The 19468-nt window shown below is 68.0% G+C and carries 21 protein-coding genes; 11 read left to right on the forward strand and 10 right to left on the reverse strand.

What is annotated here, in order from left to right; genetic code table 11:
* The first annotated feature begins 92 nt into the window (after positions 1–92).
* Positions 93–1409 (forward strand): type II toxin-antitoxin system HipA family toxin, encoded by a 1317-nt coding sequence (locus CFB43_RS18500; RefSeq protein ID WP_089496047.1) that lies wholly within the window; start codon positions 93–95, stop codon positions 1407–1409.
* Between the two features lie 14 nt (positions 1410–1423).
* On the forward strand, positions 1424–1708 hold the full coding sequence (locus CFB43_RS18505; protein WP_089496048.1) for a helix-turn-helix domain-containing protein: 285 nt from the start codon (positions 1424–1426) through the stop codon (positions 1706–1708).
* Positions 1709–1852: 144 nt separating this feature from the next.
* Here CFB43_RS18505 and CFB43_RS37790 read toward each other — a convergent pair whose 3' ends face one another.
* The 4 genes from CFB43_RS37790 to CFB43_RS18520 form a co-directional block, all read right to left on the reverse strand.
* Entirely contained in the window at positions 1853–2059 is a 207-nt protein-coding gene (locus tag CFB43_RS37790) for a hypothetical protein (protein ID WP_144023071.1), read from the reverse strand.
* Between the two features lie 256 nt (positions 2060–2315).
* The gene (locus tag CFB43_RS18510) at positions 2316–2495 is read right to left on the reverse strand and encodes a hypothetical protein (protein ID WP_089496049.1); all 180 of its coding nucleotides are present in this window, start codon (positions 2493–2495) and stop codon (positions 2316–2318) included.
* Positions 2467–3474, reverse strand: coding sequence for a cytochrome d ubiquinol oxidase subunit II (gene cydB / locus CFB43_RS18515; protein WP_039364378.1), 1008 nt, complete (start codon positions 3472–3474; stop codon positions 2467–2469). Before cydB ends, CFB43_RS18510 begins: the two co-directional genes overlap by 29 nt.
* Positions 3475–3504: 30 nt before the next feature.
* A complete protein-coding gene (locus CFB43_RS18520) occupies positions 3505–4917 on the reverse strand; it encodes a cytochrome ubiquinol oxidase subunit I (RefSeq protein ID WP_089496050.1) in 1413 nt (470 codons plus the stop codon).
* Positions 4918–5417: 500 nt separating this feature from the next.
* Here CFB43_RS18520 and CFB43_RS18525 point away from each other — a divergent pair, with 500 nt between their 5' ends.
* The 3 genes from CFB43_RS18525 (at position 5418) to ltaE (ending at position 7493) form a co-directional block, all read left to right on the forward strand.
* Entirely contained in the window at positions 5418–5744 is a 327-nt protein-coding gene (locus tag CFB43_RS18525; RefSeq protein ID WP_039364383.1) for a hypothetical protein, read from the forward strand.
* A gap of 13 nt (positions 5745–5757) precedes the next feature.
* Positions 5758–6312, forward strand: coding sequence for a YMGG-like glycine zipper-containing protein (locus tag CFB43_RS18530; RefSeq protein WP_089496051.1), 555 nt, complete (start codon positions 5758–5760; stop codon positions 6310–6312).
* A 167-nt stretch (positions 6313–6479) separates the two neighbouring features.
* A complete protein-coding gene (gene ltaE / locus CFB43_RS18535) occupies positions 6480–7493 on the forward strand; it encodes a low-specificity L-threonine aldolase (RefSeq protein ID WP_089496052.1) in 1014 nt (337 codons plus the stop codon).
* Between the two features lie 111 nt (positions 7494–7604).
* Here the strand turns inward: ltaE and CFB43_RS18540 are convergent, their stop codons facing one another.
* Positions 7605–7817, reverse strand: a complete 213-nt coding sequence (locus CFB43_RS18540; RefSeq protein ID WP_089496053.1) for a DUF1059 domain-containing protein — start codon at positions 7815–7817, stop codon at positions 7605–7607.
* A gap of 150 nt (positions 7818–7967) precedes the next feature.
* Positions 7968–8873 (reverse strand): HTH-type transcriptional regulator ArgP, encoded by a 906-nt coding sequence (locus CFB43_RS18545; protein ID WP_089433450.1) that lies wholly within the window; start codon positions 8871–8873, stop codon positions 7968–7970.
* Positions 8874–9166: 293 nt separating this feature from the next.
* Between CFB43_RS18545 and CFB43_RS18550 the strand changes: the two genes are divergently transcribed.
* From CFB43_RS18550 to CFB43_RS18560, 3 genes are all read left to right on the forward strand, one after another.
* The gene (locus tag CFB43_RS18550; protein ID WP_089459289.1) at positions 9167–9820 is read left to right on the forward strand and encodes a peroxiredoxin; all 654 of its coding nucleotides are present in this window, start codon (positions 9167–9169) and stop codon (positions 9818–9820) included.
* A gap of 140 nt (positions 9821–9960) precedes the next feature.
* On the forward strand, positions 9961–11031 hold the full coding sequence (locus CFB43_RS18555; RefSeq protein ID WP_089428891.1) for an MBL fold metallo-hydrolase: 1071 nt from the start codon (positions 9961–9963) through the stop codon (positions 11029–11031).
* Positions 11032–11157: 126 nt separating this feature from the next.
* On the forward strand, positions 11158–11817 hold the full coding sequence (locus CFB43_RS18560) for a glutathione S-transferase family protein (RefSeq protein WP_089496054.1): 660 nt from the start codon (positions 11158–11160) through the stop codon (positions 11815–11817).
* 100 nt (positions 11818–11917) lie between these two features.
* Here the strand turns inward: CFB43_RS18560 and CFB43_RS18565 are convergent, their stop codons facing one another.
* Together CFB43_RS18565 and CFB43_RS18570 are read right to left on the reverse strand one after the other, a co-directional pair.
* Positions 11918–12610, reverse strand: a complete 693-nt coding sequence (locus CFB43_RS18565) for a phosphatase PAP2 family protein (protein WP_089496055.1) — start codon at positions 12608–12610, stop codon at positions 11918–11920.
* Positions 12611–13039: 429 nt separating this feature from the next.
* Positions 13040–14272 carry an MFS transporter gene (locus CFB43_RS18570; RefSeq protein ID WP_089496056.1) on the reverse strand — a complete coding sequence of 411 codons (1233 nt, stop codon included), beginning with the start codon at positions 14270–14272 and terminating at the stop codon, positions 13040–13042.
* 101 nt (positions 14273–14373) lie between these two features.
* On the opposite strand from CFB43_RS18570, the gene CFB43_RS18575 reads away from it, so the two are divergent.
* The gene (locus CFB43_RS18575; RefSeq protein ID WP_089496057.1) at positions 14374–15357 is read left to right on the forward strand and encodes a LysR family transcriptional regulator; all 984 of its coding nucleotides are present in this window, start codon (positions 14374–14376) and stop codon (positions 15355–15357) included.
* A gap of 53 nt (positions 15358–15410) precedes the next feature.
* On the opposite strand, the gene CFB43_RS18580 is transcribed toward CFB43_RS18575, so the two are convergent.
* Positions 15411–16049 carry a 2-hydroxychromene-2-carboxylate isomerase gene (locus CFB43_RS18580; protein ID WP_089496058.1) on the reverse strand — a complete coding sequence of 213 codons (639 nt, stop codon included), beginning with the start codon at positions 16047–16049 and terminating at the stop codon, positions 15411–15413.
* Between the two features lie 141 nt (positions 16050–16190).
* The gene (locus tag CFB43_RS18585; protein WP_089496059.1) at positions 16191–17012 is read right to left on the reverse strand and encodes an IclR family transcriptional regulator; all 822 of its coding nucleotides are present in this window, start codon (positions 17010–17012) and stop codon (positions 16191–16193) included.
* A gap of 172 nt (positions 17013–17184) precedes the next feature.
* Between CFB43_RS18585 and CFB43_RS18590 the strand changes: the two genes are divergently transcribed.
* Both CFB43_RS18590 and CFB43_RS18595 read left to right on the forward strand, forming a co-directional pair.
* Complete coding sequence (locus CFB43_RS18590) at positions 17185–18171, forward strand: hydroxymethylglutaryl-CoA lyase (RefSeq protein WP_089496060.1); 987 nt, start codon at positions 17185–17187, stop codon at positions 18169–18171.
* The gene (locus CFB43_RS18595) at positions 18168–19448 is read left to right on the forward strand and encodes a CaiB/BaiF CoA transferase family protein (RefSeq protein WP_089496061.1); all 1281 of its coding nucleotides are present in this window, start codon (positions 18168–18170) and stop codon (positions 19446–19448) included. Before CFB43_RS18590 ends, CFB43_RS18595 begins: the two co-directional genes overlap by 4 nt.
* Positions 19449–19468: the final 20 nt, after the last annotated feature.

The following is a 19468-nucleotide window of genomic DNA, read 5'->3' on the forward strand; positions in this document are numbered from 1 at the left end:
TCGGTTAGCCAACAGCAATAGTTTCTATTTCGGTAGAAAAATATATACTTTATCTGTACAGGTTCAGATAATTTGTATAGATTTTTGCCGAAATGACCGCCTCCTGCACAATTCAGCTCCACGCCGACGATGCCTGGCATGACATCGGCGTCGTCACTCTGTTCGGTACGCCCGACGAAGGCTGGCGTGCCCGTGCCTATACGGGTTACGACGTCGAGTGGGCCGTTCGGTATCAGCTCGCTCGCGATGCGCACGCCATGACGTGCCGGTTTTCGGTTGGCCTCGAGCCGCTGGACACGCCGCATTGGCCTGTTTTCCTGATCGATCTGTTACCGCAAGGGTTCGGCCGCGCGGAGTTGCTACGCCGTCTCGGCTTGCCGGAAACTGTCGAGGAGCGCGCCGACTGGCCATTGCTGCTGGCGGGCGCTGCCAATTCGATCGGGAATCTGCGAATCAAGGAGGCGGTGGACTGGCTGGCCGAACGTCAGGGGCCGCAGCAGGGCTTTACCGACGAGGAGGTCGTCGCGCGAGGCGACGCATTCAGCGAATATCTCGCCGCGCATGGCTTCTTCGTTGCGGGCTCCTCGGGTGTACAGGGTGAGTGGCCGAAGCTGCTAATGACTCGTGCCGACGACGGCTTGCTCTATCTCGACCACACGCTGCCGGACGAGCGCGCGATCGAGCACTACATCGTCAAGTTCGGGCGCGGTGCGAACGCGAGCCTTGCGCAGATCCTGCGCCACGAGGCGCCCTACATGGCATTGGCCCAGCGTCTCGGTTTGCGCGTGCATGCGCCACTGGAATTGCGCGATCGATCGCTGTTCATTCGGCGTTTTGATCGGGCGCGTGTCGACGGGCGTGTGGTCCGGTTCGCCCAGGAAAGCATCGCTTCGTTGACGGGCAAGGCGGGCTTTGGCGTCGCGCCGAGTCACGATGAGGTGTGCTGGCATCTTGTGCGTCAATGCACGGATCCGCAGGCCGAGGTGGCTGAGTATCTGTGCCGGGATGTCGCGAATCTCGCGTTGGGCAACAAGGACAATCATGCGAGAAACACCGCGCTGCAACGCGACTTCGAAGGGCGTATCGCCTTGACGCCGCTCTATGACTTCGCGCCGATGTATCTGCACCCCGACGGCATTGCGCGACGCATCCGCTGGGAAGGCAATGACGGTGGTCAGCCGGACTGGGGGCGAGTGCTCGACGCAGTCGTTCGGAGCAGTGTGCCACAAACGGCTGAGGCACATGTCGTGTTGGACCGCGATGCGCTGCGGGCAAGGCTGAGCGCGATGTCGCCGGGTTTGCGGGAGATCGCCGATCATGGCGTCGATCTCGGGCTGGAGCACGATGTGCATGCTTTTCTGAAGCCTGGGCTTGAACGGCTGGCTCGCGAAATGGATGCCGTGCGCTAGGCGGAGGCCACACCATGGACAAACGCTATAACGCGCTGCCGCTCCCCGAACAACTTTCGCTTCGGCGGCAAGCGATCGAGGAAGTGCTCGCGCATCCCGAATGGTCGTTGCGCGAATCGGTGCGCCATCTGAAAAAGACAATGCGGCTGACGAGTGCGGAAATGGCCAAGCTCGCGGGCGTTTCGACGAAAACCATTCAGGATATCGAACAGGGGCGCAGCGACGGGACGGTGCAGACGATGAACAGCATCTTCGGCATGCTGGGATTGAAGCTGGGCGTGGTGAGGCAGAATCCATAGTCGGAACGGGCCGCGCATCCGTTTGCGCCATCGGTGGTGTATTGCTTTCGCATCGAACAGACTGGATCGCTGCCGCCTTTCTGCGTCGTCTCGTTCCGCCATCTAGAACGGCCCGCGCAGCGTCTCGGTGACGGCTGAGTCCTCCTAGTGGAACCAGTATTGCCACGCCTGCGGCAAGCCCGCGTAATGCAGCAGTGGCGCGGTGCGCAGGTCGGCCGGCGTGCGCATTTGATCGAGCCCCGGGTGGCCGCCGTCGTCACGGTTCGCGTGACCGCGGCGCGCGACGCGATCGTGCGTGCGCGATTCGACCGCACGGCATGGGACAGCAACGGCGACTCGGACGAAGACCATCGTCGAGCCTGATTACTACCAGACCTTCTTCAGCGCGATGGACAAGGCAATGTGCACGACATCGTGCGAGCGGTGATCGGCACGCAGCTGCCGGTGCCGGGGGCGCAAGGAAGGAACGGGGAATGGAGGGCGCGCTGCCGTCGCCTGGAGAATGGCCGCGGATGCTGGCGCGTCGCCCGGTGCATCCCGCCGAAGCGGCAGCCGTCGACGAGAAAACGGCTGCCCGGATCGTCGCTCGACCCGGCAGCCGCTTCGCCTATTTCACCGCAAACAGCGTCAGGTTCATGAAGATCTTGAACGCATAGCCGAGCGTGACGGCGCCGAGCACGCCGCCCGCCCACAGGACGACGAACCACATCCAGCCGCGCATGCGCGGCTTCGGCGCATCGGGCTGGCGATCGGCGGAATCAGTGGTGGTAGTAATGCTGGTCTTCATGGCGCACCTTGCCTCGGAATACCCAGTAACCCATCGTCGTGTAGGCGATGATGATCGGGAGGATAACCGCTGCGCCGACCAGCGTGAAGGTCTGGCTGGAACGCGGTGCCGCGGCTTCCCAGATCGTCATCGTCTGGGGAATCGCATACGGGAACAGCGTGACGAGCAGGCCGACGTAGCCGAGCAGCACGAGCGCCAGCGCGAGCACGAACGGCGTCATGTCGTGCCGGGCGCGCACCGCGCGGCGCATCCACACCGCGCAGCCGGCGACCAGGAACGGCACCGGCAGCAGGCGCCAGAACAGCCCCGAGTCGAACCAGCGCTGCGCGATGGCCGGATCCTGCAGCGGCGTCCACAGGCTGACGACCGCGATGAAGCCGAGCAGCACGACCGTCAGCGGCCACACGACGCGATGCAGGCGCCGCTGCAGGTCGCCTTCCGTCTTTGCGACGAGCCAGCAGCAGCCGAGCAGCGCATAGGTCACGATCAGGCCGAGGCCGGTCAGCAGGCTGAACGGCGTGAGCCAGTCGAAGGCGTCGCCCGCGAATACGCCGTCCTTCACATTGATGCCCTGCAGGAACGCGCCGAGCGCGATGCCCTGGAAGAACGTCGCGCCGGCCGAGCCGCCGATGAACGCGAGATCCCACAGCTGCTTCGTGCGCCGCGCCTTCGCGCGGATCTCGAACGACACGCCGCGGAAGATCAGGCACACCAGCATGAAGATCAGCGGCAGGTACAGCGCCGACAGCACGGTCGAATAGACGACCGGAAACACCGCGAACAGCCCGGCGCCGCCGAGCACGAGCCACGTCTCGTTGCCGTCCCACACGGGTGCGACGGTGTTCATCATCAGGTCGCGTTCCTTCTCGTCCGGGAAGAACGGGAAGACGATGCCGATGCCGAGGTCGAAGCCGTCGAGCACGACGTACATGAAGAGCCCCAATGCGATGATCGCGGCCCAGATTACGGTGACGTCCATAGGTTTTCTCGTATGCGAAAAAGAGTGGGCTCAGACGGTCTCGAGCGGCTCGTCGACGGCCGACATCGGGCGGCGCGCGGTGTGGTCGGGGCGCGTGTCCGGGGTGTCGTCGTGCTTCACGTCGGGGAGCGCGGGGCCGGCTTTCATCAGCTTCAGCATGTAGTACACGCCGGTGCCGAACACGAGGAAGTACACGATCACGAACGTCATCATCGACAGGCTGACCTGCTGCACCGACAGCGGCGATACCGCATGCGCGGTACGCATCACGCCATACACGACCCACGGCTGGCGGCCCGCTTCGGTCGTCACCCAGCCCGCGAGCAGCGACACGAAGCCGGTCGGGCCCATCACGAGCGCGAAGCGCTGGAACCACTTCGATTCATACAGGCGGCCGCGGCGGCGCAGGAACCACGCGAGCGCGGCGAGGCCGATCATCGCGAAGCCGAGGCCGACCATGATGCGGAAGCTCCAGAACACGACCGTCGAATTCGGGCGATCTTCCGGCGGGAATTCCTTCAGGCCGCGGATCTCCCCGTCCCAGCTGTGCGTGAGGATCAGGCTGCCGAGGTGCGGCACCTTCACCGCGTAGCGGGTCGTTTCCGCCTTCATGTCAGGGATGCCGAACAGGTTGAGCGCGGTACCGCCCTTTTCCGTTTCCCACAGCCCTTCGATCGCGGCGATCTTCGCGGGCTGGTGCTTCAGCGTGTTGATGCCGTGCTGGTCGCCGATCAGGGCCTGCAGCGGCGCGAGTACCAGCAGCAGCCACAGCGCCATCGAGAACATCTTCTTCACGCCCTTGTCGCGGCGGCCCTTCAGCAGGTGCCAGGCGCCGGTCGCGGCCACCACGAGCGCGGCGACGATGAACGCGGCGATCGCCATGTGGAACAGGCGGTACGGGAACGACGGGTTGAAGATGATCGCGAACCAGTCGGTCGGCACGACGCGGCCGTCGACGATCTCGAAGCCCTGCGGCGTCTGCATCCAGCTGTTCGACGCGAGAATCCAGAACGTCGAGATCAGCGTGCCGATCGCGACCATCAGCGTCGCGCCGAAGTGCGCGCGCGGGCTCACGCGGTTCCAGCCGAACAGCATGATGCCGAGGAAGCCGGCCTCGAGGAAGAACGCGGTCATGACCTCGTACATCAGCAGCGGCCCGGTGACGGCGCCGGCGAAGCTCGAGAAGCCCGACCAGTTCGTGCCGAACTGGTAGCTCATCACGACGCCGGAGACGACGCCCATCCCGAACGCGACCGCGAAGATCTTCGACCAGAACAGGCAGAGGGTTTTGTAGTACTGCTTGCCGGTTTTCAGCCAGCGATATTCGAGCACGGCGATGAAGCTGGCGAGGCCGATGCTCAGCGCCGGAAAGACGATGTGAAAGGAGACGGTGAACGCGAATTGCAGGCGGGCCAGATCGAGGGCCGAAAGAGCGGTGTCCATACCAGTTGACCGAGGCTGACGATACCCGCCGGCGGGTGCCGGCGGACCCCGGCGGATGGGCGTCGGGGTTGGCTGGAGTATGGGCCGCGATGTTGCACCGCGAAATGCGCCAACTCGTCGCAGATGTCCAGCCCGTCGCGCGCATTTCCAGGGTAAATCGTTGATTCGTATCAAGAAGACTGCTTGCGGCGCGCGCGGCCGCGGCGTGGCGGTCTGACGCACGTGCGGCAATATGGCGCGTCGCGTCATCGGAACGGTTCGAGGCGGATGCAAATGCCGCGTGACGCCCCGCATCACGGCGCCCGCGCGGCCGAACCGTTTCAGTGCGTTATCGCGTAACGCAAGCGGTCGTGCCGGCGGGCCGCGGCCGATGGGGTCTGTCACATGGGTAACGCCGCGCAACATGGGCGCGCCGGCCCGTAATGGATGACGGATCGCGCGCGGCGTAGCGTTCGGGATGTCGGGTTCGCATCGACGAACCGCCAGCCGGAGAACGTGACGTGAATGGATTGAAGCTCGCACTGGGCGCGGTGGCCGCAGTGGCGATCGCGACGGGCGGCGTGGCGCATGCCGCTCGGGTCGGAGTCTATATCGGCCCCGGCTACCCGTATTACTACCCCGTCGTCCCCGCGCCTTACTACTACCCGCCGCCCGTCGTTGCCGTGCCCGTCGATCCGGGGCCGCCGCCCGAGTACGTCGAGAAGGGCCAGCCGCAGGACGAAGGCGACGCGAACCTCTGGTACTACTGCGACGCGTCGAAGCATTACTACCCGTATGTGAAGACCTGCAAGTCGGGCTGGCGATCGGTGCCGGCGCGGCCGCAGTGACGGAGGCGCGACGATGAAAGCCGTATTTCGACCGTTGCGCGTGCCGGCCGCGCTGGCGCTGGCCGGCCTGCTCGGCGCGTGCGCATACATGCCGACCGGGCCGAGCGTGATGGCGCTGCCGGGCACCGGCAAGTCGTTCGACCAGTTCCGCGCCGACGATGCGAACTGCCGCCAATACGCGTTCGAGCAATCGGGCGGCGTGAGCGCCGGGCAGGCGTCGACCGCGAGTGCGGTCGGCAGCGCGGCCGTCGGCACCGCACTGGGTGCGGCGGCCGGCGCGGCGTTCAACGGCGGCACGGGTGCGGCCGTCGGCGCGGGTGCGGGACTGCTCGCGGGCAGCGTGGTCGGCGCCGGTGCCGCGCAAGGCTCGGCCTACGACATCCAGCGCCGCTACGACTATGGCTACCTGCAATGCATGTACGCGACCGGCAACCGCGTGCCGGTGCCGGGCGGGATGAGCGGCGGCAGTGGCGGTGGCGGGTATGGCGGTGGCGGATATGGGGGCGCACCGCGCGCGGCGCCGCCGATGCCGCCGGCGGGCGTTCAACCGCCGCCGCCGCGCTACTGACGGCGGCCCGGGCGGCGTCGTACGGCATGGCGCGCACGTGCGCCAGGTGAGCCGTGCGCGCAGCGACCTTCGATACGCACACGCTGCATGAATTGCGTACACTCTGAGTCTCGTTTCGGCAGGGCCGGACGCATCGGTTCCGGTCCGCGTTTACCCAGGACTCAGCGATGATCGATTTACGCAGCGATACCGTGACACGTCCGAGCCAGGCAATGCTGGCCGCGATGACTGCCGCCGAAACCGGCGACGACGTATGGGGTGACGACCCGACCGTGCTGCGCCTGCAGGCGGTGACGGCCGAGCGGGCCGGCAAGGAAGCCGGCCTGTTCTTCCCGAGCGGCACGCAGAGCAACCTGGCCGCGCTGATGGCCCATTGCGAGCGTGGCGACGAGTACATCGTCGGCCAGCTCGCGCACACCTACAAGTACGAAGGCGGCGGCGCGGCCGTGCTCGGCAGCATCCAGCCGCAGCCGATCGAGAACGCGCCGGACGGCACGCTGCCGCTCGCGAAGATCGCCGCGGCGATCAAGCCGCTCGACAACCACTTCGCCCGCACGCGCCTGCTTGCGCTCGAAAACACGATCGGCGGCCAGGTTTTGCCGGAAGGCTACGTGCAGGAAGCCACCACGTTCGCGCGCAGCCGCGGGTTGTCGCTGCACCTCGACGGCGCACGCGTATGCAACGCGGCCGTCGCGTCGGGGCGTTCGATCGCCGAGCTGGGCGCGCCGTTCGACAGCGTGTCGATCTGCTTCTCGAAAGGGCTTGGCGCACCGGTCGGCTCGGTGCTGGTCGGCAACCGTACGCTGATCGAGCGCGCGCAGCGCTGGCGCAAGGTGCTCGGCGGCGGGATGCGGCAGTCGGGCATTCTCGCGGCGGCCTGCCTGTATGCGCTCGACCACAATGTCGAGCGGCTCGCGGACGATCACGCGAATGCCGCGCATCTCGCCGAAGGCCTCGCGCGGATCGATACCGTGAAGGTACTGTCGCACGCGACGAACATGGTGTTCGCGCAATTCCCCGAAGCCGATTGCGCGCCGCTCGAGGCGTGGCTCAAGGAACGCGGGATTCTCACGCAGATGCTGTACGCGTCGCGCTTCGTCACGCACTGCGACGTATCGCGCGCGGACATCGATACGTTCATCGACGCGGTCGGTGCGTATTTCGCGCAACGCCGCGCGTAAGGGGGAATGCGCCGGCCGGCGGGGACGCCGGCCCGATGGCGCGAAGCAGGGGCGGAGAGGCGACGGGGGCGATGGGGCAACCCGTCTGTCGATATCGGGCGAGCCGGCGGATCATGCTTGCCGGGGTGCATCGGCGGGCGGTGTGCCGTCGCGGAACAGCGCTTGCAGTTGCGTGCGCAGTTCGGCGCTGTCGGTGTGCTGGTGCACCTGGACCGCATGCTGCACGGCGGCCTCCAGCAGTTCGTTGTCGGAGTCGGCGGAAATCGCGACTGAGCAATTCGTCGCGCTGGGAAACTCGCGGCAATCGATGTAGCGGCGAGACATGACGTTCTCCTTGCGGGAAAGGGCGCGGCCGGATAGGCGTGATCGGCCGCGCGGCGCGTTCGCGAGGCCGATGGAAAAAGTATAGGCGGCGCGGCGGGATTTCTCGCCTTCAGGTATACCGCACACCGCGGACTGTGGCGATGGCGGTGCTTACGGCAGCGGCGCAAGCAGCCGCCGCGCCGCTTCGACGACCCGCTCGGACAACGACGCCATCGTCGGCGACTGCACGGTCCACGCGTGCCAGTACAGCGTGACGTCGGTCGGATGCGCGGGCGCGAGATCGACGAGCCCCTGCGTGTCGAGCGGTGCACTGCCGATCAGCGGCTCCGGCACCATCGCGTAGCCGAGCCCGTGCCGCACCGCCGCGAAATGCGAATGGGTTCCCGGCACGTAGTGGCACGGGTACGCGCCGTCGGGCAACCCGAACTTCTCCTTCAGGAACGACGACTGCAGCGTATCGCGCCGTGAATACGCGACGACGGGCGCCTTGCGCGCGCTCGTGCGGTTCAGCCCGCGCGGAAACCAGCGCACCGCGAACGCGGCGGCCGCGAGCAGCCGGTAGCGCATCGTGCCGAGCGGCGTCGCGAGGCAGCCGCGCATCGGCTTCGGCTCGGTCGTCACGCAGCCCACCGCCATCCCGCTTTCGAGCAACGCGAACGTGTGGTCCTGATCTTCGACGATCAGCTCGAAGAGGATGCGCTCGCCCGCGAGCACGGACGTCAGCGCCGGCAGAAACCACGTGCCGAGGCTGTCTGAATTGAGCGCGATCGTGACCGAGATCGGCGATTCGCGCTCGGTCGCGAGCGTGCTCTGCAGGTCGGCCTGCAGCAGCGCGACGCGGCGCAGGTGCTGCAGCACGCGCTGCCCGGCCACCGTCGGGCGGCACGGCCGCGTGCGCAGCACCAGCGGCGTGCCGAGGCTCGCTTCCAGCGCGCGGACCCGCTGCGTGACGGCGGACGCGGTCACGTGCAGGCGCACGGCGGCCTGCTCGAAGCTGCCCGTGTCGGCGACGGCCAGCAGCGCGGCGGCCTGCTTCGGATCGATCGTCATCGACATGTCGGTGGGATTCCTGTGAACGTAAGACGAGAACAGCCGGTAGTGTAAGTCAGTGCGTACCGGCGGCCGGGGGCGGCGCGAGGTTCTGCCGCACCGCATTCATCGTCGGAATCGGCCGCGGCACGCATGCATACCGCACGCCGCATGCCGGTGGCGCGCGCATTTTGAACTAGGCTATATGAACGCGCGGCGCCCGGCATGTGCCATGCCGGCCCTTCGCGCGCGGACGATCGCGCGTCGCGCGCAAGCCGCGGCGCGGGCGTCGTGACGATTCCCACTTGATGGAGACGAACATGTCGATTCGACTAGGCGAGGACGCGCCCGATTTCACCGCAGAGACCACCGAGGGAACGATCCGCTTTCATGAATGGATCGGCGACCACTGGGCGATCCTGTTTTCCCATCCGAAGGATTTCACGCCGGTGTGCACGACCGAACTCGGCTACATGGCCGGGCTCAAGCCGGAATTCGACAAGCGCAACACGAAGATCATCGGGCTGTCGATCGATCCGGTCAGCGATCACCGGAAGTGGGTGGCGGATATCGCCGAAACGCAGGGTCACGCGGTCAACTATCCGCTGATTGGCGACGACGAGCTGAAGGTCGCGAAGCTGTACGACATGATTCATCCGAATGCGAGCGGCGGCCCGCGCACGGCGGTCGACAACGCGACGGTTCGCTCGGTCTTCATCATCGGGCCGGACAAGAAGGTCAAGGCGATGCTTGTCTATCCGATGAGCGCGGGGCGCAATTTCGACGAGGTGCTGCGCCTGCTCGACGCGCTGCAGCTCAACGCGAAGCATACGGTGGCGACGCCGGTGAACTGGAAGCCCGGCGACGATGTCATCATTCCGACGTCGGTATCGGACGATGCGGCGAAGCAGAAGTACCCGGACGGCTTCCGGACGTTGAAGCCGTACCTGCGCTACGTGGCGCAGCCGCGTTGACCGCACCGTGCCGGCCGGATGCCGGCGATGCCGGACCACGACGGGGCGGCCCGCGCGACAGCGACAGTCGCGGCGCGGGCCGGACGACAGCATCAGGTACGCATCGAACAAGCTTCAACCAGCGACGGAGCGACTTCGCGATGATCTTCCGGCAACTCTTCGACCCGCAATCGTCGACGTACACGTACCTGCTTGCCGACAGCGCGTCGCGCGAAGCGGTGCTGATCGATCCCGTGTTCGAGCAGGTGCGCCGCGACGCGGCGCTGCTCGACGAGCTGGGGCTGCGGCTCGTCGCGACCGTCGACACGCACGTGCATGCCGATCACGTGACGGGCGCGTGGCTGCTGAAGCAGCGCACGGGCAGCACGATCGCGATCTCGGCCGCGAGCGGCGCGCAGGGCGCCGACCGCTACCTGAACGACGGCGACCGCTGCGCGTTCGGCGCGCGCTACCTGACCGTGCGCGCGACGCCCGGCCACACGAGCGGCTGCATCAGCCTCGTGCTCGACGACGAATCGATGGCGTTCACCGGCGATTGCCTGCTGATCCGCGGCACGGGCCGCACCGATTTCCAGCAGGGCGACCCGCGCGCGCTGTATCGCGCGGTGCACGGCCGGCTTTTCACGCTGCCGGCCGCGTGCCTGCTGTATCCGGCGCACGACTATCGCGGGCTCACGGTGACGAGCGTCGGCGAGGAGCGGCGCTTCAATCCGCGTCTCGGCGGCGACCTGAGCGAAGACGATTTCGCGGGCTACATGCGCAACCTCGGGCTCGCGCATCCGCGCCAGATCGACGTCGCGGTGCCGGCGAACCTGCAGTGCGGCGTCGCCGCGAACGCGCCCGATGTGCAGGCCGCGCCCGACTGGGCGCCGCTCGTCTATACGTTCGCCGGCTTCTGGGAAATCGATCCGCAATGGCTCGAGGATCATCTGCCGGCGGTGCAGGTCGTCGACGTGCGCGAGCCGGACGAATTCACCGGCCCGCTCGGCCACCTGCCCGGCGCGACGCCGATTCCGCTCGGCGAACTGGCCGCGCGCGCCGGCGAGATCGCGCGCGACCGACCGGTCGTGACCGTGTGCCGGGCCGGCGGGCGCTCCGCGCAGGCGACCGTCATTCTGCTGAAGGCCGGCTTCGACACGGTGGCGAATCTCGGTGGCGGGATGCTGCGCTGGCGTGCCGAAGGGCGCGTCGTGATGGACGGCCGATCGTAACGCCCCCACTCGCACGGCAAAATAAATGCCGACTCGCTGTCGAAACGGCCGCGTGCCGTTCGTCGTCAAGGTATCCGATCACGTGGCGCCGCATCACGCGGCGCCGAAACCCTGAGAGACCGCACGATGATGCCCACGCTCTACGCCCATCCCTTTTCGTCCTACTGCCAGAAGGTGCTGACCGCGCTGTACGAGAACGGCACGCCGTTCGCGTATCGCGTGCTCGCGCACGACGATCCGAAGCCGATGCAGGAGCTGGCCGCGCTGTGGCCGCTGAAGCGCTTTCCGGTGCTCGTCGATGCCGGCCGCACGGTGATCGAGGCGTCGATCATCATCGAGTATCTCGGCCTGAATTATCCGGGCCCCGTGCGCCTGCTGCCCGACGATCCGCACGCGGCGCTCGAGGTGCGGACGATGGATCGTTTCTTCGACAACTACGTGTCGACGCCGCAGCAGAAGGTCGTGTTCGACGCGCTGCGGCCGGAGGCCGAGCGCGATGCGCGCGGGGTGGCCGATGCGCGGGCGATGCTGGAGACGTCGTACGCGTGGCTGGACAAGAAGATGGCCGATCGCGAATGGGCGGCCGGCGACCGCTTCAGCCTCGCCGATTGCGGCGCGGCGCCGTTCCTGTTCTACGCGGACTGGACGCACCGGATCGATCCGTCGTTCGCGAACGTGCTGGCGTATCGCCGGCGTCTGCTGGCGCGGCCGTCGTTCGCGCGCGCGGTCGACGAGGCGCGGCCGTTTCGCCCGTTCTTTCCGCTGGGTGCGCCTGATCGCGACTGATCGGCGCGGGCGACGCGCGGCGCGCCGCCACTGCGCATGGCCGGCAGCGCGTGCCGGGGCGGCGGAACGTCAGCAGCGGCAGCATCGCGGCGTCTCCCCGTCACATCGTGTGGGTGGCTGACTGCGCGAGCGTCAGCAGTTCGTCGAACTGCGTGATCAGCTCGAAGCACAGCAGGAACGCGAGCGTATAGGCCGGCGCGGGAAAGCGCTTGATCATCGCGAGCACCTGCGGCGCGAAGCGCGAACGGATCGTATCGCGCGTCAGCAGCCACGCGAGCGCGATGCCGATCGCGGCGCCCGCGATCAGGTCGGTCGGGTAGTGAAAGCCGAGATACGCGCGCGGCACGCAGATGAACACGACCGCATACAGCAGCGCGAACACGCCGACGCGGCGCGCGATGATGAAGATGCCGGTGGCGATCGCCATCCACAGCATCGCGTGATCGCTCGGAAACGAACTCCATGCCTGCAGCGTGGCCGCGCGGAGCCCCGCCGACGGAAAGTGCAGGTGCAGGTCGGGGTTGTAGATCGGCCGTACGCGGAACGGCAGCACCTGCGCGAGCAGCCGGCCGAACGCGAGCGCGACGAGCCCGCTCGCGATCGTCGCGACGACCAGCTCGCGTTGCCGCTCGCGGTTCGGGCCGGGCTGGAACCACAGCCAGCACAGCACGGGAATGAGCACGAAGCCCTTGAACGTGTACAGGCCCGCGATCACGCGGATCGCGTGATTCATCAGCGGGCCGAACGTGATGTGGGTGAGGAAGGTCTGGATCGGGGTGTCGAAATCGTTCATGTTCTGTGCGACCCGGGCGGACGCTCAGCGCATGACATGCGGCCGGCAGGATCGAAAAGCGCGCTCGTACCGGAGCGCAACGGGGGGCAAGTATGTCACCCGATATTTCGAAGAAAATGCGAAAAAATACCGGGAATCCCCTGATAAAACGGGGCTTTGCGGTGGGGCCGGATGGGCGAGCGCCACGTGGCGGGGCGCATCGAATCGTCCGACGTTTTCGCATCGATGCGCACGGCCGCCGGAAAAATAATCGGTTGAACTGGACATTCGTTCGAGCGGGTGCGGACCGTGCGCGGAATGGGAGCTTTTCGTGCCGAATGCGCACGAATCGGCCGGGCTGCGCCGCGTCATGCGTGCGGCGATCGAAAATAAAAGAAAAGGCGGGCAAGCCCTGTGGGCCTGCCCGCCTTGGGCGTGCGATGCGGAATTTCAGTGGCGCCAGATCCGCACGGCGAGCGCGGCGAGCGACGTCACGACGGCCAGCCCGGTCACCGCATTCCAGCCTAGTTGCGCGAGCAACAAACTGCCGATCGCGGCGCCGGCCGCCATCCCGATGAACATGCCGACGAACAGCACCGCGTTGAGGCGGCTGCGCGACGCGGGGTCGATCCGGTAGACGATTGCCTGGTGCGCGATCAACGTGGCCTGCACGCCGAGGTCGAAGCCGATCGTCGCGACCGCGAGCAGCACGAGCTGGGCATGCGCCGACATCAACGGTGCGGCGGCCATCGACGCGAACGACACCGTCGCGATACCGATGCCGATGCGCGTGACGCGTTCGGGGCCGTGATGGTCGGCCAGGCGCCCGGCAATCGGCGCGGCCAGCGCACCAGCCGCACCTGCGAGCCCGAACGCGCCCGCGGCCGCGCTGCCGAGGTGGAACGGTGCGCCGTGCAGCATCACCGCGAGCGTCGACCAGAACGCGCTGAACCCGACGGCCAGCAGCCCCTGCGCGAGCGCGGCGCGGCGCAGCGCCGGATGCTGGCGCCACAACTGGCCGAGCGACCCGATCAGTGCGCGATACGGCAGGCGCGTGGTCGGCTCGAAGTGCGGCAGCCCGCGCGCGGCCACGACGCCGATCACGGCGACGCTGACGGCCGCGAGCGCGAACATCGCGCGCCAGCCGGCCGTTTCGGCGACGAATCCGGCCACGACCCGCGACAGCAGGATGCCGAGCAGCAGCCCCGTCATCACCGTGCCGACGATGCGGCCGCGATGCGCGTCGTGCGCGAGCGTCGCGGCGGCCGGCACGACGTCCTGCGCCATCGTCGCCGCGAGGCCGATCGCGAAGCTCGCCGCGAGCAGCAGCCCGAGCGACGGCGCGATGGCGGCGAGCAGCAGCGCGACGACCAGCGTCGCGGCCTTGGTCACGATCACGCGGCGCCGGTCGAAACGGTCGCCGAGCGGCGCGAGCAGCAGGATGCCGAGCGCATAGCCGAGTTGCGTGAGCGTGGGGACGAAGCCGATTGCCCGTGCCGACGCGCCGAGATCGGGCCCGAGCGCGCCGAGCATCGGCTGCGCGTAGTAGAGCGGCGCGACCGCGAGGCCGGCGGCGGCCGCGAGCAGCAGCACGAGCCGGCGATCGGGCATCGAATGGGCGGCGGGCTGGGCCGGGGCGTGAGCGGCGCGGGGCGCGGCATCGAGACGGGACGGGGTGGACATGGCGTACATCCTGGTTGCGATGAAGGAATGGACGCGAGTGTGGCGGCATGCGGCCGGCCACGGTAGTGCCGCCCTGCGCAGATTTGTTATACGCTCCACGAATGACCGAAAAATCTCCGTTCTCTCCCGCTGCTGGCGGGTCTCCGCGCATTCAGTCGGTGCCGGTGGACGGCGCCGGCTATCGTTTCGAGCTGATGGAAACCTTCGTGCGCATAGTCGAGGCCGGCAGCCTGTCGGCCGCGGCCGCGCAACTGCATACGACGCAGCCGACGATCAGCCGGCGGCTGCAGGCGCTCGAGCGCTCGCTCGGCATGCGGCTCCTGCAGCGGACCACGCACACGATGCGGCTGACCGTCGACGGCGAGCGCTGCTTCAAGCGCGCGAAGGAACTGCTGGCGAACTGGGCGGCGTTCGAGGCCGATCTGCGCGGCGCGCAAGAGGAGCCGGACGGGCTGTTGCGGGTCGCGGTGCCGCACGCGTTCGGCCAGGAGCGTTTCGTCGAGCCGCTCGCGCGGTTCCTGCGCGACTATCCGCGCGTGTCGGTCGAGTGGCTGCTGCAGGACGAGGTGCGGGATTTCGTCGGCAGCGGCATCGATTGCGCGATCCAGGTGGGGGAGCCGACCGATCCGGCCGTGGTCGCGATCCGGCTCTCGAAGGTGCCGCGCTTCGTGGTCGCCGCGCCGTCCGTGCTGAACGGCGCCGACGTGCCGGCCGACCCCGATGCGCTCGCCGCGCTGCCGTGGCTCGCGCTGCGCACGTATTACCGCACGGAGCTGGCGCTCACGCATTCGGTCACGGGCGAGACGCGACGCATTGCGATGCGCCCGCGCATCACCACCGCGAACCTGTACGCGCTGCGCAGTGCGGCGCTGCTGGGGGTGGGGGCGTGCGTCGGCTCGTCATGGATGCTGGCCGATCACCTCGCGCGCGGCGAGCTCGTGCACCTCGCGCCCGAGTGGCAGGCCGCGCCGCTGCCCGTCTACCTGACCTACCCGCATGCGCAGTTCTATCCGTCGCGGCTCGTGCGGTTCGCCGCGATGATGCGCGAGGCCGTGCCGGGGCTCGTCGAAGGGCGCGATACCTGACCTCCGATGCGGGATGTGCCGCAAGCGGAGGGCGGTGGGCGGCCGCAGCGGCTTCAGCCGCGCCGGATCCCTTCGGGCAGCGCGCTGATGCGGCGCACCTCGGGCGAATCGAGCCACGCGCGCGACGTCGCGCAGTCGGCGAACATGTCGGTCGCATCCTCGCCCCAGAACAGGTCGCCGTCGAGTGCGAAGGTCGGCACGCCGAATACGCCGTGCGCGATCGCATCGTCGGTGTTCGCACGCAGCGCGTCCTTCACCGGCTGGGCGTCGACGGCCGTCACGCCTTCCGGAAAGCCGACCGCTTCGCACAGCGCGGCGAAGCCTTCCGGCGTCGACACGTCCTGGCCGTCACGCCAGATATGCCGGAAGATCCGCCGGATCGCGTCGGGAGAATTGCCCATCGCGATCGCGAGGCGCAGCGGCTTGATCGGATTGAACGGGTGCGCGGGCGGCATCCGGAACGCAATGCCGAGCTTGTCCGCGCGGTATTGCGCGTGGCGATAGGTGAAGACGCGTTTCGCCGCGATCTCGGCCGGCGCTTTCTGGCCCCAGTGCGCGAGCAGCGCGCCGAGCACGATGGGCTTCGGCTCGAACGCGGCGGCGGCCGGCAATCGGTCGAATTGTTCCTGTTGCAGATAGGCGAACGGCGAAACGAAATCGAAATACCAGGTAGCGGTGCGCGCGGCGTTCATGGTGGCGGCCCTCAAGCGTGTCCGGTTGGCGGTGGCTCGCGCGGCACGCCCGCAGGCGGCGCGCGATGCATGCATCGGCGGCCAGTGTCGCACGCAGCCGCCTTTTGCGCAGTGGCGTGGCCAGGCGCGCGCCGCTGTCGGTTATGACGCCGCGTCGCCGTGGTCCGCTGGCGATGCGAGCCGCGCGAGGCTGTCGCGCACGGCCGCTGCGTCGTAGCGTGCGCCCGAGCCGCCGAGCGCGACGGTCGCCTTCTGCGCGAGCGGCAACAGCATCGCGAGCGCCGCCGCCATGGCCGGTGCGTCGGCGAGCCGCGATTTCGGGCCAGATACGGTCAGCGCGCCGACACACTCGCCGGCCGCCCCGAACACGGGCGCGGATGCCGACGCCGTCTCCGGGTCGCGCTCGCCGTACGACGCGGCCCACAGCTGTTCGCGCACGTCGTGCCATTGCGCATCCTGCATGTCGGTAAACGCCAGCAGCACCTTCCCGGACGCGCCCTGGCGCACCGGAAACTCCTCGCCGACACGAATCGACACGCGCACCGCACGGGCGGGCTCGACCCGGTACAGCACCGAGCGCATGTCGCCCTGGCGCACGTAGAACGACGCCGTTTCGCCGAGTTCGCGGCTCAGCGTCTCGAGCAGCGGCTCGACCACCGGGCCGACCCGGAACGAACGCTGATACAGCGCCGCGAGCCGCAGCGGCTCATGTCCGATCGCGTACTGGCCGTCGTCGAGCTTGCGCATGAAGCCGCCATGTTCGAGCGCCGTGAGCAGGCGCAGGATCGTGCTCTTGTACAGCCCAGTGCGGCGCGACAGCTCCGCGAGCGACAGCCGGTCGTCGGTCTGCCCGAACGCACGGAGGATCGCGAACGCGCGATCGAGCACGGCGACGCCGCTGGACGCTTCTTCGACCGGTGAATCGGGCTCGCTGCCGGCGTGATCGGTTTGAGTCTTGGGCACTCCCTGCTTCCTTCTGAGGACGATCGATCGACTATATCGTTCTGTCTGACAGAACTCAAGTTCCAAAAAATCGCAATCTCACGGGTATACCCCGCTTACCGCCCATTTAACGCGCGCATAGAGTTCTATCAAACAGAACGATGTTCTTTCAGATAGAACGATGGGGTGTCAAATGAGCGTTTCCGAATATCCGAAGGTGCTGGTCAGCGAGGTCGGGCCGCGCGACGGCCTGCAGAGCATCCAGGCCGTGATGCCGACGGCCGGCAAGCTGCGCTGGATCACCGCGCTGGCCGCGGCCGGCCTGCGCGAGATCGAGGTCGGGTCGTTCGTGCCGGCGAAGCTGTTGCCGCAGATGGCCGATGTGCGCGAAGTCGTCGCGCACGCGCTGGCGATTCCCGGGCTGCACGTCGCCGCGCTCGCGCCGAACCTGCGCGGCGCCGAGGGCGCATTCGAGGCCGGCGTGCACAAGCTGACGCTGCCGGTCTCGGTCACGGAAGCGCATTCGCTGGCGAACATCCGCAAGACGCCCGCGCAGATGATCGACGAGGTGCGTGCGATCGTCGCGCTGCGCAATGAGCGGTTTCCGTCGGTGCAGATCGAGGCGGGCGTGTCGGTCGCGTTCGGCTGCACGATCGCGGGCGCAGTGAGCGACGACGAGACGATTGCGATGGCGGCGGCGATGGCCGAATGCGGCGTCGACGAGATCGGGCTGTCCGACACGAGCGGCTATGCGAATCCGGCGCAGGTGCGCCGGCTGTTCCTGCGGCTGCAGCGCGAAGTCGGCGACAAGGCCGGCGGCGCGCATTTCCACAACACGCGCGGGCAGGGGCTCGCGAACGTGGTCGCGGCGCTCGACGCGGGCGTGACCACGATCGACGCGAGCCAGGGCGGCCTCGGCGGTTGCCCGTATGCGCCGGGCGCGACCGGCAACATCGTCACCGAGGATCTCGTGTTCCTGCTCGAGGCGATGGGATTCGACACGGGTATCGACGTCGACGCGCTGCTCGCCGCGCGCGCGATCCTGCACGCGGCGCTGCCGGCCGAGGCGCTATACGGCCATGTGCCGGACGCCGGGTTGCCGAAGGGCTTCCGTTACGCGGACGGCCGCGCTCCGAGCGCGATGCAACCGGAAGGATGCCTGACGGGAGTCGCGCAATGAACGACCAACAACCGGCTTCGACGCTGCCGTACGCAGGCACGCGCGTGATCGAGATGACGCACATGGTGATGGGCCCGACCTGCGGGATGCTGCTCGCCGATCTCGGCGCGGAGGTCATCAAGATCGAACCGATCGCGGGCGACAGCACGCGCGCGCTGCGCGGTTCCGGCGCGGGCTTCTTCGGGATGTTCAACCGCAACAAGAAGAGCCTTGCCGTCGACGTGAAGGATCCGCGCGGGCTGGAGATCGTGCTGCGGCTCGTGGCGACCGCGGACGTGTTCAGCGAGAACTTCAAGAGCGGCACGATGGACCGGCTCGGCCTCGGCTATCCGGCGCTCTTCTCGCTGAATCCGCGCCTCGTGTACGTGTCGCACAAGGGCTTCCTGCCGGGGCCGTACGAGCATCGCACCGCGCTCGACGAAGTGGTGCAGATGATGGGCGGCCTCGCATACATGACGGGCCCGGAAGGGCGGCCGTTGCGCGCGGGGGCGAGCGTGAACGACATCATGGGCGGCATGTTCGGCGCGATCGGCGCGATGGCCGCGCTCGCGCAGCGCGAACGCACCGGCCGCGGCCAGCAGGTGCAGAGTTCGCTGTTCGAGAACAACGTGTTCCTCGTCGCGCAGCACATGATGCAGTTCGCGGTGACCGGGCAGGCCGCATCGCCGATGCCGAGCCGGATTTCCGCGTGGGCCGTCTACGACGTGTTTTCAGTCAAGGATGACGAACAGATCTTTCTCGCGGTCGTATCGGACACGCAGTGGGCGCTGTTCTGCGATGCGTTCGGCCTCACCGCGCTGAAGGACGATCCGCGCCTCGCGACCAACAACCTGCGCGTGCAGGCGCGCGAGTGGCTGTTGCCCGAATTGCGCGCGCGGCTCGCGCCGTATTCGGCCGCGGAGATCGGCGCGATCTTCGAATCGAACGGCCTGCCGTACGCGCCGATCACGAAACCGCAGGACCTGTTCGACGATCCGCACCTGCTCGCCACGGGCGGCCTCGAGGCCGTGACGCTGCCGGCCGACGCGAGCAGCGCCGGGCGGCCGGTCGACACGCGCACCGCGCTGCTGCCGCTGACGCTTGCCGGCGAACGCCTGCGGCTGCGCGCGGCACCGCCCGCGCTCGGCCAGGACACGCGCGCGCTGCTCGGCGAGCTCGGTTACACGCCGGACGATGCGCGTGCGCTGATCGAAGCCGGCGTCGTCGCGGGCCAGCAGGGCGCGGACGATGCGGCGCCGGGCGGCGCGCCGTCACCGAACGAACTGGCGAGCGCGTAGCGCGGCCGCGATTCATCGAA

This window comes from Burkholderia sp. AU15512 (assembly GCF_002223325.1).
In the GTDB taxonomy this organism is placed as follows: Bacteria; Pseudomonadota; Gammaproteobacteria; order Burkholderiales; family Burkholderiaceae; genus Burkholderia.